Source organism: Spirosoma lituiforme, from assembly GCF_054776635.1.
On sequence record NZ_BAAHBO010000001.1, the window covers coordinates 149,394 to 163,023 of the forward strand.

At 53.5% G+C, this 13,630-nt stretch carries 11 protein-coding genes and 2 tRNA genes; all 13 read left to right on the top strand.

All coding sequences use genetic code 11. The features are described from left to right. Positions 1 to 24: 24 nt before the first annotated feature. The 13 genes from ACYU87_RS00660 to ACYU87_RS00720 all read left to right on the top strand — a co-directional run bounded on the left by ACYU87_RS00660 (position 25) and on the right by ACYU87_RS00720 (position 13,619). Positions 25 to 672 (top strand): polysaccharide deacetylase family protein, encoded by a 648-nt coding sequence (locus tag ACYU87_RS00660; protein ID WP_461132096.1) that lies wholly within the window; start codon positions 25 to 27, stop codon positions 670 to 672. Beyond that, complete coding sequence (locus tag ACYU87_RS00665) at positions 659 to 1,690, top strand: glycosyltransferase family 2 protein (RefSeq protein WP_461132097.1); 1,032 nt, start codon at positions 659 to 661, stop codon at positions 1,688 to 1,690. The genes ACYU87_RS00660 and ACYU87_RS00665 overlap by 14 nt, the downstream gene beginning before the upstream one ends. 34 nt (positions 1,691 to 1,724) lie before the next feature. Beyond that, complete coding sequence (locus ACYU87_RS00670) at positions 1,725 to 2,543, top strand: TatD family hydrolase (RefSeq protein ID WP_461132098.1); 819 nt, start codon at positions 1,725 to 1,727, stop codon at positions 2,541 to 2,543. Positions 2,544 to 2,555: 12 nt separating this feature from the next. Beyond that, positions 2,556 to 3,626: an asparaginase gene (locus ACYU87_RS00675; RefSeq protein WP_461132099.1), complete on the top strand. Its 1,071-nt coding sequence runs from the start codon at positions 2,556 to 2,558 to the stop codon at positions 3,624 to 3,626. A gap of 82 nt (positions 3,627 to 3,708) precedes the next feature. Continuing rightward, positions 3,709 to 3,795, top strand: a tRNA-Ser gene (locus tag ACYU87_RS00680). A 37-nt stretch (positions 3,796 to 3,832) separates the two neighbouring features. Then, a tRNA-Ser gene (locus ACYU87_RS00685) sits at positions 3,833 to 3,919 on the top strand. A gap of 564 nt (positions 3,920 to 4,483) precedes the next feature. Further along, complete coding sequence (locus ACYU87_RS00690) at positions 4,484 to 5,680, top strand: MFS transporter (RefSeq protein WP_461132100.1); 1,197 nt, start codon at positions 4,484 to 4,486, stop codon at positions 5,678 to 5,680. A 357-nt stretch (positions 5,681 to 6,037) separates the two neighbouring features. Then, positions 6,038 to 6,277 (top strand): 4a-hydroxytetrahydrobiopterin dehydratase, encoded by a 240-nt coding sequence (locus ACYU87_RS00695; protein WP_461133606.1) that lies wholly within the window; start codon positions 6,038 to 6,040, stop codon positions 6,275 to 6,277. Between the two features lie 93 nt (positions 6,278 to 6,370). Continuing rightward, positions 6,371 to 7,111 (top strand): 16S rRNA (cytidine(1402)-2'-O)-methyltransferase, encoded by a 741-nt coding sequence (rsmI, locus tag ACYU87_RS00700; RefSeq protein WP_461132101.1) that lies wholly within the window; start codon positions 6,371 to 6,373, stop codon positions 7,109 to 7,111. Next, positions 7,095 to 8,333 (top strand): lipoprotein N-acyltransferase Lnb domain-containing protein, encoded by a 1,239-nt coding sequence (locus ACYU87_RS00705; RefSeq protein WP_461132102.1) that lies wholly within the window; start codon positions 7,095 to 7,097, stop codon positions 8,331 to 8,333. Before rsmI ends, ACYU87_RS00705 begins: the two co-directional genes overlap by 17 nt. A 71-nt stretch (positions 8,334 to 8,404) precedes the next feature. Beyond that, positions 8,405 to 9,697 carry an acetylxylan esterase gene (locus ACYU87_RS00710; protein WP_461133607.1) on the top strand — a complete coding sequence of 431 codons (1,293 nt, stop codon included), beginning with the start codon at positions 8,405 to 8,407 and terminating at the stop codon, positions 9,695 to 9,697. A gap of 120 nt (positions 9,698 to 9,817) precedes the next feature. Continuing rightward, complete coding sequence (locus tag ACYU87_RS00715) at positions 9,818 to 10,750, top strand: D-2-hydroxyacid dehydrogenase (protein WP_461132103.1); 933 nt, start codon at positions 9,818 to 9,820, stop codon at positions 10,748 to 10,750. Positions 10,751 to 10,901: 151 nt separating this feature from the next. Continuing rightward, positions 10,902 to 13,619, top strand: a complete 2,718-nt coding sequence (locus ACYU87_RS00720; RefSeq protein WP_461132104.1) for a DNA gyrase/topoisomerase IV subunit A — start codon at positions 10,902 to 10,904, stop codon at positions 13,617 to 13,619. The last annotated feature ends 11 nt before the right edge of the window (positions 13,620 to 13,630 follow it).

Sequence of the window (13,630 nt, forward strand, 5' to 3'; positions counted from 1 at the left end):
CATGCTGCTAAATCGTTTATCATTTTGTCTTTTTTTCTGCACAAGTCTAATTTTTTGCTCCGGACGGTGTATCCCGAGTGCTGGTGGAAGATCGAAGACACCGCTGAACCGACGATCTACCTGACGTTCGATGATGGCCCGATTCCCGACGTGACGGAGTTTGTCCTGGAACAACTGGATAAATATGCCGCTCAGGCCACCTTTTTCTGCATCGGCGACAATGTCAGCAAACACCAGGATGTGCTGTTCAACGTGCTGGAAGCGGGTCATATGGTCGGTAATCACACGTTCAACCACCTCAACGGCTGGAAGACCGATGATCAGGTATATCTGGAAAATATCCAAAAATGTCAGGCGCAGCTGAACGTCGAAACATCGCTGTTTCGGCCGCCTTACGGTCGCATAAAGAAGACGCAGGTAGCCGAGGTGATCGAGCAGTATTCGATTGTAATGTGGGATGTTTTGACCGGTGATTTTGACCGTAGTCTACCCGCTGATGTGTGCCTGCGGAAAACCATTCAATACACCCGCCCCGGCTCCATCGTGGTGTTTCACGATAGTTTGAAAGCCTGGCCGACTATGCGTTACGTGCTGCCCCGGACACTAGCCTATTTTGCCAGTCGAGGGTACTCATTCCGCGCCGTTCCGCAGCCTGTTTATGCCGGGTATTGATGAGCCGACCGGAACTCAATCCGGCCTGGATACTCCGTTTATCAGTGTTCTGATTGCTGCCCGAAACGAGGAAAATGCCATTCTGGATTGCCTGCGGGCCATTACCCGGCTCAATTACCCGCCCGGAAAGGTTGAGGTATTGATTGGCAACGATCAGTCTACCGACCAGACCCGAACACGGGTGACGGAATTCATTACCGACAAACCAGCCTTCCATGTCGTTGACATTACACCGTCCAGTATAGGGTTGCGGGGGAAAGCCAACGTGCTGGCCCAACTGGCCGGGCAGGCGAGGGGTTCCCTGCTTTTTTTTACGGATGCCGACACCCGGGTTCCGCCAGACTGGCTGACCGAAATGAGTCGTCAGTTCAACCCGCCAACGGGTGTCGTTACCGGGGTTACGCTCCCGCATGGGCCGGGCCTGTTCCAGAAATTGCAAACCATCGACTGGCTTTATAACCTGACACTGACCCATCTGATCAGTATCATGGGTATCCCCGTAACGGCCATGGGAAACAACATGGCCGTAAGTCGGGCCGGGTACGAGGCTGTCGGGGGATACGAAGCGCTGCCGTTTTCGGTGGTGGAAGATTACACCTTGTTTCAGGCCATTGTAGCCAACGGGTACGGCTTCCGGAACCTGCTGAACGAACAGGTACTGGCTGAAACAAAGCCGGTTACAAATCTCGGCGCCTTTCTTCAGCAACGTAAACGATGGATGCGGGGCGCCACGGCGTTGCCCGCCTGGATGGTCGGTTCGCTGTATATCCAGTACCTGATTGGGCCGCTGCTGTTGTTGCTAGGGTATTTTTCGCCCGTGCTGGCTGCTGCCCTGTATCTGATCCGGCTGTTTAGCCAACTAACTATACTCTCTTTTGGCTTAAGCCGGCTGAAGCAAACCAACTTGTGGCTGTTCGCGTTGCTTTTTGAACCTTACCAGCTCATCATCGGGCCGCTGTCGGTTGCTTATTATCTGCTGCCAGTACCCATCGAGTGGAAAGGAAGGCGCTATACCTAATCTAAAACAACAGGCCACAACCTGAATACAACCCATGATTCTTATTGATACCCACGCCCATATTTACGATCCGCAGTTCGATGAGGACCGGGGTAAGATGCTGCATCAGGCCGAGAAGCAACAGATCAGCCAGATCTGGATGCCCAACTGCGCCCGTGAGACGATACCGGGAATGATGGCGCTGGCCGAACAGTTTCCTGAGCGTTGCCTGCCCATGATGGGACTGCACCCGGCCTATGTAACGGATACCGTAGCGGACGAACTGGCCGCCGTGGAAGACCACCTCGATCGCCACGCGTTTATGGCCGTCGGCGAAATCGGACTGGATTTTTACTGGGACATGACCTTTGTGGCGCAGCAGTTTGCTGCTTTTGAGACCCAACTCCGGTGGGCTGCTGAACGCAACTTGCCAGTATCCATGCATACCCGGTCGGGTCATGACCGGAATGCATTTATTGAAGCGGCTGATTTGATCGAAAAACTGCGGGTAAGCTCCCCGGAAATGCAGCAGCTGACGGGTATTTTTCATTGTTTCGTGGGTACCCTCGATGAAGCAAACCGAGCCATCGATATGGGGTTCAAGCTGGGCATTGGTGGGGTGTCTACCTTTAAAAATGGCGGGCTGGATACTGTGCTGCCACACATCAGTCTGGAACATCTTGTGCTGGAAACGGACAGCCCGTACCTGGCACCTGTACCGTACCGGGGTAAGCGAAACGAGCCAGCCTATTTACAACGAATTGCGCAACGAATTGCTGACGTAAAGCAAGTTAACATAGATGACGTAGCCCGTCATACCACAGCCAACGCACTGGCACTGCTGCCGTCCTTATACACAAATCTCCTGCCTTAAAACGAGTTAAGCATGCCCTATAAAACGGTCCATATCAATCCAGTTTCCACTCATTCGTCCCGGGCATCCGTGCTGGTTATCTATACCGGAGGCACCTTTGGCATGGTCTACGATCCTGTAGCCAGCCAGCTTGTTCCCTTCGATTTTGATCGGGTAACGGAGCGGTTGCCCGAACTGAACCGTCTGGATTTCGACATTACGCTGATCACCCTGAATGAAATCATTGATTCCTCGAATATGAAGCCCGCCGTGTGGGTCGAACTGGGGCAAATCATTCAAACCAACTACGATCAGTACGATAGCTTTGTGATTCTTCACGGTACGGATACGATGGCCTACACCGCATCGGCGTTGAGCTTTATGCTGGTCGGTCTGGCGAAACCTGTCATTCTGACCGGGGCTCAACTGCCCATTGGGGTGGCCCGCAGCGACGCCCGTGAAAACTTTATTACGGCCCTTGAAATTGCTGCCGGTGTAGACAAGGGGAAGCCGATTGTTCCGGAAGTTTGCGTGTATTTCAACTCCTTTCTGTTGCGGGGCAACCGGTCGACCAAGCAGGAGAGCGTCCAGTTCAATGCCTTTGCCTCCGAAAATTATCCTCATTTGGCTAACGCTGGCGTTAGTATCGACTACAACCGGCCCTATATCCGTCCCTATCAACCGGGTCAAACGCTTCAATTGCGCACCGAAATCGACCCAAATGTGACGATTCTCAAACTTTTTCCCGGTATCACCCAGCCCGTCGTCGAATCCATTGTTAACATCCGCAATTTGCGGGGGCTGGTGCTCGAAACGTTTGGGGCGGGTAATGCCCCAACGGATAGCTGGTTTCTGGATACCCTGAAGGAGGCTATTGACCGGGGCGTCCTGATTTTCAACGTATCACAATGCGAAGGTGGTCGGGTCACGCAGGGACAATACCAAACCAGCCAACAACTTTTGCAGATTGGTGTGGTCAGCGGGGCCGACATTACTACCGAGGCCGCCATCACGAAACTCATGGTGGTGCTTGGCCAGGAGCGCGATCCGGACCAGTTGCGGGTACTGATGAGCCAGCCAATCAGCGGGGAAATGACGGCTTAGCGGGCCATTTGTCCGTATTTTTTTTGTCATTATTATTGCGTTTCTAGCGTCAATCGTGCATCTTTGCACTCCCAAATGACACAGAGAGCTGCCAGAGTGGTCGAATGGGTCTGATTCGAAATCAGAAGTACTCGCAAGGGTACCGGGGGTTCGAATCCCTCGCTCTCTGCCGGAAGTCAGCAAGTTAATTTGCTGACTTCGTTTTTAGAGAGGTGTCCGAGTGGTTTAAGGAGCACGCCTGGAAAGTGTGTATGCGGGAAACTGTATCGAGAGTTCGAATCTCTTCCTCTCTGCATAAAAAAGCCGATCAGCCTGATCGGCTTTTTTGTTGTCAAACGAGCCCACTCATTCAAAGGCCGAAAGACTCAGCAATGAATTCAAGAAGGATAGTCAAGACTATCAGACTCAGTAAGACAACCTCAACGATTGTCCTGGCCGTGGTTTGTTCGCCGTTCATAACTGGTAAGAAGTTTGGTGTGGATTGGATAGCATCCCTAAAAAATAGGATGATATTAGTATTTTGACTACGTTAAGTTCGTAACGTCACCAGCCTGTAGCCAACGGCTTAGGCCATTGGAACGGTTTCCCTAGGGGGAAGGCTGATTTTTTATTGGCTTAGCGTACCCTGGCCGTCGATGCGGTCTGATCGTGGCCATTGCGCCGAACGGTCGCTTGTATGTAGCGGACAAGACACGCTCGTAACTAGTCGGATCGCTGCGCCATAAGCCCGTATCTGAGGCTGGCCCGGCGTAAAATTCGTCGGTGTGAGCCATGAATTAAATTTTTGTCTCTACATAAATTTTTTAAAGATTGCTATAAATTGACCTCCGGTTTTGCTCACGTTAATCGACTCCTGTATGGCTGTATCCGTAGAAATGCCGTCTTTATCCCTGGTAAAAGCTCGCAGAGCCACGCAGTTGATCTTTCTGGTTTGTGGCTTGGGCATGGCCAGCTGGGCACCAATGGTGCCGCTGGCAAAAGATCGGTTAGCCCTGAATGATGCAAATCTGGGACTATTGCTGCTACTGGTAGGCGCGGGGGCCATGCTGATGATGCCTATTTCGGGAATACTGGTGAGCCGTTTTGGGAGCCGCCTTGTTATGGCCTGCTCGGCGCTGGTCCTGGCGCTTGCCCTGCCGTTGCTGCTCGTACTATCATCCACCCCGGCAATGGCCGTTACGCTGTTTCTGTTCGGCTCAGGCGTTGGGACCATCGACGTAGCCATGAATGCCCACGGGATACAAGTGCAGAATCTGTACGGGAAACCTATTATGTCGTCGTTGCATGGTCTATTTAGTTTGGGGGGGCTATTCGGTTCCCTTGGACTGGGGTTTTTGATTAAGCTGGGACTCAATCCGGTCTATGCCATCATCAGCATTGCCCTGCTGATGACGGTCATCACCCTAACCCAGTATACCGATTTATTTCCTTTGATTGTTGAGCGACAGGCGATTGCCCGGTTTTCTGGTGGTGAGAAACCTATGGAGAGTAACCGGCGGTTTAGCTGGTTGCAGGGGAGTGTCCTATTCTTGGGAGTGATGTGCTTTGCCGTTTTTCTGACCGAAGGGGCCATTCTCGATTGGAGTGCTATCTTTCTTAGGGATACGAAAGGAATTGACGCCGAGTTGGCGGGTGCGGGCTATGCCGCCTTTTCCGTTGCCATGGCGACGATGCGATTAGTCGGGGACAACATCGTAGCCCGCCTGACTAGTAAAACGGTTGTGGTATTGGGAAGTTTGATTGCTGCCGCCGGATTGAGTATGGCCGTCCTGAGCCCCTGGGTACTGGGGTCGCTGATCGGCTTTGTGCTGGTAGGGGTAGGAGCGGCCAATATTGTACCCGTGTTTTTCAGTGAAGCAGGCCGGTTGCCGGGCATTGCGCCTACGGTGAGCATTCCCGCCATTACGACCATCGGGTATACGGGTCTACTGGCGGGCCCGGCTCTACTGGGATTTATCGCTCAATATTTCTCGCTGTCCATCGCGCTGGGTATTCTGGCTATATTGTTGCTACTGGTCGCTCTGAGTTATTACGTGAAAGGGCAAACCAGGTAGGGCTCCTTGCTGCTACCAGCGTGGCGAATTTTACACCGGTCTGTTCGTCGATTGGGCGGACCGATTAGAGAAAACTACATCGGTCGACCGGTTTGAATGGTCCAGTTACGCAAATGCCGGACACGATCGCCCGGCATCTGTGTGAACCACCTATAAAACTATACCTTATAATACATACGCAAATCAGAATAGCCTGGTTTTAGGGTACGTCTGAAACGATCAGCTTTTTTTGATGTTAGCTTAGTTCAGCGCCTAAACGCCTGTTGATGCGTGTCTGTTGATCGGCAAGCGCCCCTTTGTCGGGCGCAAACACTTCGTTGTCGCAGGGGTTAACTGGACGTATAACGACTACAATCAATTCGTATGTGGCAGGAGCAGGACAATCAACTTACCCGTGAGTTTCAGTTTGCCGATTTTAGCGAAGCGTTTGCCTTTATGACCCGCGTGGCGCTGGTTGCGGAGAAAATGGATCATCATCCCTGGTGGTCGAACGTGTACAATCAGGTGACAATCAAGTTGTCAACCCACGACGCGGGCAATACCGTAACCCGGAAAGATCATGAACTGGCTGCGGCCATCGATAAAGTAGTGGGTTGAGGATTTCAGTTTATGGTTCGTGGTTTTCGGTTTACCGACGTAGCGATGGATCGCCGTAAACGACAAATCGTAAACTGTCAGCTATCTTGCGGCATGAAATTGTACCTTGTACCGACTCCCATCGGTAATCTTGACGATATAACACTCCGGGCCATTAAAGTCCTGCAAAGCGTCGACGTAATTCTGGCCGAAGATACCCGCACGTCGGGTGTGTTGTTGCGGCATCTGTCCATCAGTAAACCCCTTCACAGTTACCATATTTTTAATGAGCACCAGACTGTACAGCGACTGGTGAATCAGATGAAAGAAGGCAAAACGCTGGCGCTGGTATCGGATGCCGGTACGCCCGGTATTTCCGATCCCGGTTTTCTGCTGGTCCGGGAGTGCATCAAAAATGACATTCCGGTCGAGTGCCTGCCTGGCCCAACGGCGTTTGTACCCGCCCTGGTCAACTCGGGACTGCCCAACGACCGATTTACGTTCGAGGGGTTTCTACCCCACAAAAAAGGGCGGCAGACCCGGCTGGGTGAACTGGCTGCGGAAGAGCGAACGATGGTGTTTTACGAGTCGCCCCATCGGCTGCTCAAAACCCTGCAGCAGTTCACGGAGGTGTTCGGTCCGGAGCGACCCGCCAGCGTTTCGCGGGAGCTGACCAAGCTGTTCGAAGAAAACCAGCGCGGGCCATTGTCCGAACTAATTGCTTATTTTGCGCAAAAAACGATAAAAGGTGAACTTGTCATTTGCGTACAGGGAAAAGAACCAAGTCGCGGGAAGGCCAAGCGAGTGTATGATAACGACGTTGAGGACCGGGAAGACGATGGCGACGACGATTAGACAACCAGTTGCCAACCGGTTGCTGAGCTTCCGGCTCGTCCTGCTCTTACTAGGCATCGGTTATCAGGCCTCATCCGCCCAGACCCTTTCCCCGTCGGCCCGGGTCAGCCTGATCACGTACGGACCGGGAACGGACGACATCTCATCGGCGTTCGGGCACACCGAAATCCGATTCGTTGATCCGGTGCTGGGCATCGATAAAGACTACAGCTACGGCGGCTTCGACTACAACGCCGATTCGTTCATCCTGAAGTTTTTGCGGGGGACGCTGCCTTATTTTCTGTCGGTGCACAACCTGTACCAGGTCATGTACTATTACCAGCAGACGAACCGGAGCATTCGGGAGCAGTACCTGAACCTCTCGCCCACGCAACGGCAACGGTTGTACACCGCCCTGGAAACGAACTACTTACCCGAGAATCGGACGTACCGGTACAAATTCTATTACGATAACTGCGCGACTCGTCCCCGCGATATGATCGTTGAGGCCTGTGGCGATAGCCTGCTGATTCCGTCCCGCTCGCGCATGACGGGAAAATCCTACCGCGACTGGATGAACGATTACCTGAACGAGCAGCCCTGGTATCAGCTGGGCATGAACCTGGCCATTGGTCGTCCGGCGGATGAACAGACGGACGGCTGGAAGGCCATGTACCTGCCCGATCAGGTGCATGATCAACTGGCTCAGGCAACACTGCGGCAAGCTAATGGACAGTCCATTCCGCTGGTTCGGGGTGAACAAACGCTGTTTGCGGGCCAGAAAATATTCCGCCAGCAGGTACCGTTCCTGCTCGATCCAAACGTCGTGTTTGGCCTGCTGGGCGTTGTCATTGCCGCCTTCACCATTCGGCGTTACCTGATTGCCGGGAAAGTGGATCGCTGGCTTGATCGGCTTCTGTTTGGGGTTTCCGGGTTTTTTGGCTGGTTTCTGCTCCTGCTCTGGGTTATGCGGGATGATGGCGTTACGGGCTGGAACCCAACCATGCTCTACCTGATGCCCCTGCATTTACCCCTGATCTACTGGGTAACCCGCTCAACGACTACCGCCCGGCATCGGACGCTGTATTTTAGCCTGACCGCTGTTCTGGCCGTGCTGGGTATGTTTCTGTCGACCATACCGGGGGGATTTGATGTGGTGTTCCCGCTGACGCTGCTCGTTCGGTGCCTGGTTAACCTGCAGCCCGCTCGTCGGGGGCAGCAAACGCCCGCGCGGGTTGTCTGACATCGGTTGGTTATAAACCCAGTTAAATTTGCTTTGTCTGGATTATAGACCCAATTGTTGTGCTACAATCCATAAAAAAACTAGTGCTGCCCGGCCTGCTGCTGATCTGGGCTACCCGCTTGCTGGCTCAACCGGTTGAGCGGCTCGTCAAGGTTACGGTTACCCCCAATCATGCCGACTGGCTGTATAAACCCGGAGAACCGGTCAGGCTTACGATCTCGGTTTACCGGAATAGTGTGCTGCTGAAAGGGGTCAAACTCCGCTACGAGATCGGGCCGGAGAAAATGCCGCCCACCAAAACCGAAACGGTGACGCTGAAGGAGGGTACCCTGGCGTTGGATGCCGGTACATTGACAACGGCGGGTTTTCTGCGTTGTATCGCCACTGCCGAAGTCGATGGGAAAGAGTATCGGGGCCTGACAACGGCGGGATTCGACCCGCAGCGTATTAAGCCGACGGTTACTAACCCGGACGATTTCAAGGCCTTCTGGGATAACGCCAAAGCCGATCTGGCAAAGGTGCCTATGGATGCCCGCCTGACGCTGCTGCCCGAGCGTTGCACCGAGCGGACGAATGTTTATCAGCTTAATCTGCAAAACGTCAATAATTCCCGCTTTTACGGGATTTTGTGCGTACCAAAAAAAGAAGGCAAATTTCCCGCCATTCTTCGGGTGCCCGGTGCGGGGGTGCGTCCCTATTACGGCATGATTGCCGAAGCCGACAAGGGATTCATCACGCTCGAAGTGGGTATTCATGGGGTGCCGGTAACGATGGAGCCGGCCGTTTACGAAAGTCTTAGCCGGGGGCCGCTTAGTGGATACCCGGCGGCTAATCTGGACGATCGGGATCGGTATTATTATAAACGGGTGTATCTGGGGTGCGTCCGGGCGGTGGATTTTCTGGCGAGTATGCCCCAGTACGATGGGCAAAACATGGCCGTTACGGGCGGAAGCCAGGGCGGAGCGCTTAGCATCGTTACGGCGGGGCTGGATAGCCGGATCAAGTGGGTAGGGGCCTATTACCCGGCTCTGTGCGACGTAACCGGCTATCTGCATGGCCGGGCGGGTGGCTGGCCACACCTGTTTGCGGGCAATGATCTGGCGTATAATAACAAACCCGACCGGATTAAAACAACGGGCTATTACGACGTGGTTAACTTTGCGCGGCAGGTGAACGTACCCGGTTATTACTCCTGGGGATTCAATGACGAAACCTGCCCGCCAACGTCCATGTATGCTGCCTACAATGTGATTCCCGGTACCAAAACGCTGGACATTACTTACCTGGATACCGGTCACTGGACTTACCCTGAACAAACCGAAAAAATGACTAACTGGTTACTCGGTCAGTTAAGCGCTAAGTAACGCAGACGGCTGGTCCGCATGGCTATAGCCTGGTTCGCCATAACCATACGTCTGCCGCTACGCAGACCCGCCGTCCGCGTGACAAAGCAACCAAACCGGTTGAAATTTCGTACTCATACCATGCAACTCTTCGTCAACCCCGCGCTCAGCGACACGCTCAGAACTAAATTACAACAAAATCTTCCGACCGATCTAACCGTCGTTTTTCGGCACGATTTACCCGAGGCCGATCAACAGGACGCTTTTCGGTTGTCGGATTACGTACTGGGGAATCCTCCGGTTGCCTGGTTTGGCCATGAAACCCCTAATCTGGCCTTCTGGCAATTGGATTCGGCGGGATTCGATGGGTTCAAAGCCGTTCGTGTGCAGGCGTCCATCGCCAACATGGGCGATTATTTTGCCCGGCCCTGTGCGGAAACAATGCTGGCTGGTATCCTGGCCGTGTACCGCGCTATTCCCGAGCTGGCTCTTTTACAACGTCAGTCGGAGTGGGTGGGAGCCCCCGTTCGCGCCCGAACGAATCTGCTCTGGCAGAAGCAGGTGGTCATCCTGGGAACTGGTACCATTGGCCAGGCCGTTCGGCAGATGATAACGGGTTTCGGCTGCACAACGAAGATGCTGGCCCGCACCGATCCACAGGCCGATCTGCATTCGGTGGAGGAACTCATGGCTACATTGTCTCAAACGGATATTGTGGTGAACTGCCTGCCCGGAACGGCGGCTGGATTTATTTCAGCAGAGGTGATCGCGGCCATGAAACCGGGAAGCTTATACGCCAACGTGGGGCGGGGAACAACGACCGACGAGCCAGCCCTGATCCGGGCGTTGCAGTCGGGTCAGTTGGGGGGTGCCGTACTCGACGTAACCGCCCAGGAGCCGCTGCCGGCGGACAGTCCGCTCTGGCGTTTGCCGAACGTTCTGCTGACCCAGCATACCGGGGGGGGGCAACCCGACGAAGACGGGGGCAAGGTCGATCAGTTTCTCCGTAACCTGGCCCGATTCCGGGCCGGGCAGCCGCTGGAGAACGCGGTTGAGCTGGGGAGAGGGTATTAGAGATCCACAGAATTTGTCTGGTTGAATGGCCTTTTAACGGTCAGAATGCCCGTTTTTCAACTTTTTTTTGTATATTTAAGGAGCCGAACGGGATGACAAAAGTTCGCAAACCTGTGTACTTACTCACTGGAATAGTTCCTGAAGCACGTCAATGATAAACGAAGAAAATGAACAGCCGATCGATGACGACAGCCAGCAGCCTGAAGCAGGGTTACCTGATGATGAAGCCGGGCTGACCAGCGCCCTCGAACCGGACGAAGAACCAACCGACACCACAAAAAAAGAAGTCCTGCACGACCAGACCGTGGTGGCGGGCTTATACGAAAACTATTTTCTGGACTACGCATCGTACGTCATTCTCGAACGGGCGGTGCCCGCAGTTGAGGATGGGCTGAAGCCGGTTCAGCGCCGGATTCTGCACGCGCTGAAGGAAATGGACGACGGTCGCTTCAACAAGGTAGCCAACGTCATTGGGCAAACCATGCAGTTTCACCCGCACGGCGATGCATCCATCGGCGAAGCACTGGTCAACATTGGTCAAAAAGAACTTCTGTTTGATACGCAGGGTAGCTGGGGCGATGTTCGCACGGGTGATGGTGCCGCTGCCCCCCGGTACATTGAGGTGCGGCTGTCCAAATTTGCTCAGGATGCGATTTATAACGACAAAACCACCGAGTGGCAACTGTCGTACGATGGCCGGAAACGGGAACCCATTACGTTACCCGTCAAGTTTCCGCTCTTGCTGGCGCAGGGCGTAGAAGGAATCGCTGTCGGGTTATCGACCAAGATTCTGCCCCACAACTTCAACGAACTGATCGAGGCTTCCATCAATATTCTGAAGGATAAGCCCGTGGCGCTCTTCCCCGACTTTCAGACGGGTGGCCACATCGATGTCAGCAATTACAACGACGGCCACCGGGGGGGCAAAGTTCGGGTTCGGGCCCGGATTGAGGAGGTCGATAAGAAAACCCTCGCCATCCGCGATGTACCGTTCGGCGTAACCACTCCCCAACTGATCGAATCCATCGTGAAGGCGGCTGAGCTGGGGAAAATCCGCATTAAAGCACCCAGCCGGACAACGGCGGCTGTGGTCGACAACACGGCGAAAGATGTCGAAATTCTGGTGCATTTACAGCCGGGGGTTTCGCCGGATGTGTCCATCGATGCCCTGTACGCCTTTACGGACTGCGAAGTGTCGATTTCGCCCAATGCCTGCGTCATCATCGGCGATAAGCCGCATTTCGTGAGCGTCACGGATATTCTGCGGGTGAATACGCACCAAACGGTTCACCTGCTGCAACGCGAACTGGAAATCCGGCGTAGTGAGTTGATGGAGCGGTTGTTGTACAGTTCGCTCGAAAAAATATTCATTGAAAACCGCATTTACCGGAAGATAGAAGAGTGCGAAACATTTGAGGATGTTATTGCGACCATCGATAAAGCACTCAAACCCCACAAAAAGCTGTTTTACCGCGCGATAACTGAAGACGATATTATTCGCCTGACGGAAATAAAAATCAAGCGGATCTCGAAGTACGACGGGTTCAAGGCCGAGGAGTTGATGCGTCGGCTGGAGCAGGAACTAGCTGAAACGGAAGATAACCTGGCCAACATTACCCGGTTTGCCATTGCTTATTACAAGGAGTTACAGAAAAAGTACGGCAAAGGTCGTGAGCGCAAAACGGAGATCCGGGCGTTCAACACGATTGCTGCCAGTGTCGTGGCCGCTGCCAACCAGAAACTGTACGTCGACCGGGAAGGGGGCTTCATTGGCTACGGGCTTAAAAAAGACGAGTACGTCAGCGATTGCTCCGACATCGACGATGTTATCGTTTTTCGACGGGATGGCAAATGCATGGTCGTGAAAGTGGCGGATAAAGTGTTTGTCGGGAAGGATATCGTGTACGTGTCGGTCTTTAAAAAGAACGATGAGCGTAAGATTTATAACCTGGTTTATCTGGATGGAAAGTCGGGTATATCCATGGCCAAGCGGTTTCCCGTTACGGGCGTTACCCGCGATCGGGAGTATGACCTGACCATGGGAAATCCGAAATCGAAGATGACGTATTTCAGCGCCAACGACAACGGTGAAGCCGAAGTGATTACGATAAACCTGACCGCCCAGTGCACGGCAAAAATAAAGCAGTTCGACTATGATTTTGCGTCTGTCGGCATCAAAAACCGGTCGGCGCAGGGGAATATCCTGACCAAATACCCGGTGCGGAAAATCACCCAGAAGTCGGGGGGCGTATCGACCCTTGGTGGGGTCGATATCTGGTACGACGAGCACCTGGGGCGGCTCAACCGGGATGAGCGGGGGCGTTTGCTGGGCAATTTTGACGCCAAAGACAGCATTCTGGTGGTGTACAAAGATGGTCAGTATGAGCTGACCAGTTTTGATCTGACTAATCGGTACGAACCCGGCGACATGATCCTGCTACAGAAGTTCGACCCCGAAACCGTTCTGTCTGCCGTTTATTACGAAGCGAACCAGAAAGCCTGGTACGTGAAGCGGTTTAAAGTCGAGACAACATCGCTGGATAAGAAATTCAGCTTTATCGGTGATGTGAAAGGATCGAAGAGTCTGGTTGTCACCCACGACCGGTACCCGCGCATCGAGATCGTTCATCAGGTAAAAGACCGTGGTCCGTTTGAGTCGATGGTACTGGAGCCGGAAGGATTTATCGATATACGCGGCTGGAAGGCATTGGGTAATAAACTACCCTTTGCCAAGGTGAAAGAGGTGAAGTTGTTGCCGCCGAAGATTGTCAAGGAGCCGGTAAGAACAGCATCCGTGGCGGAACCTGTTGTACTGGTTCCAACCGAAACCGAGGAAAAAGAGTCCGCACAGTTAGGCTTGTTTTCCTGACACAACGATTT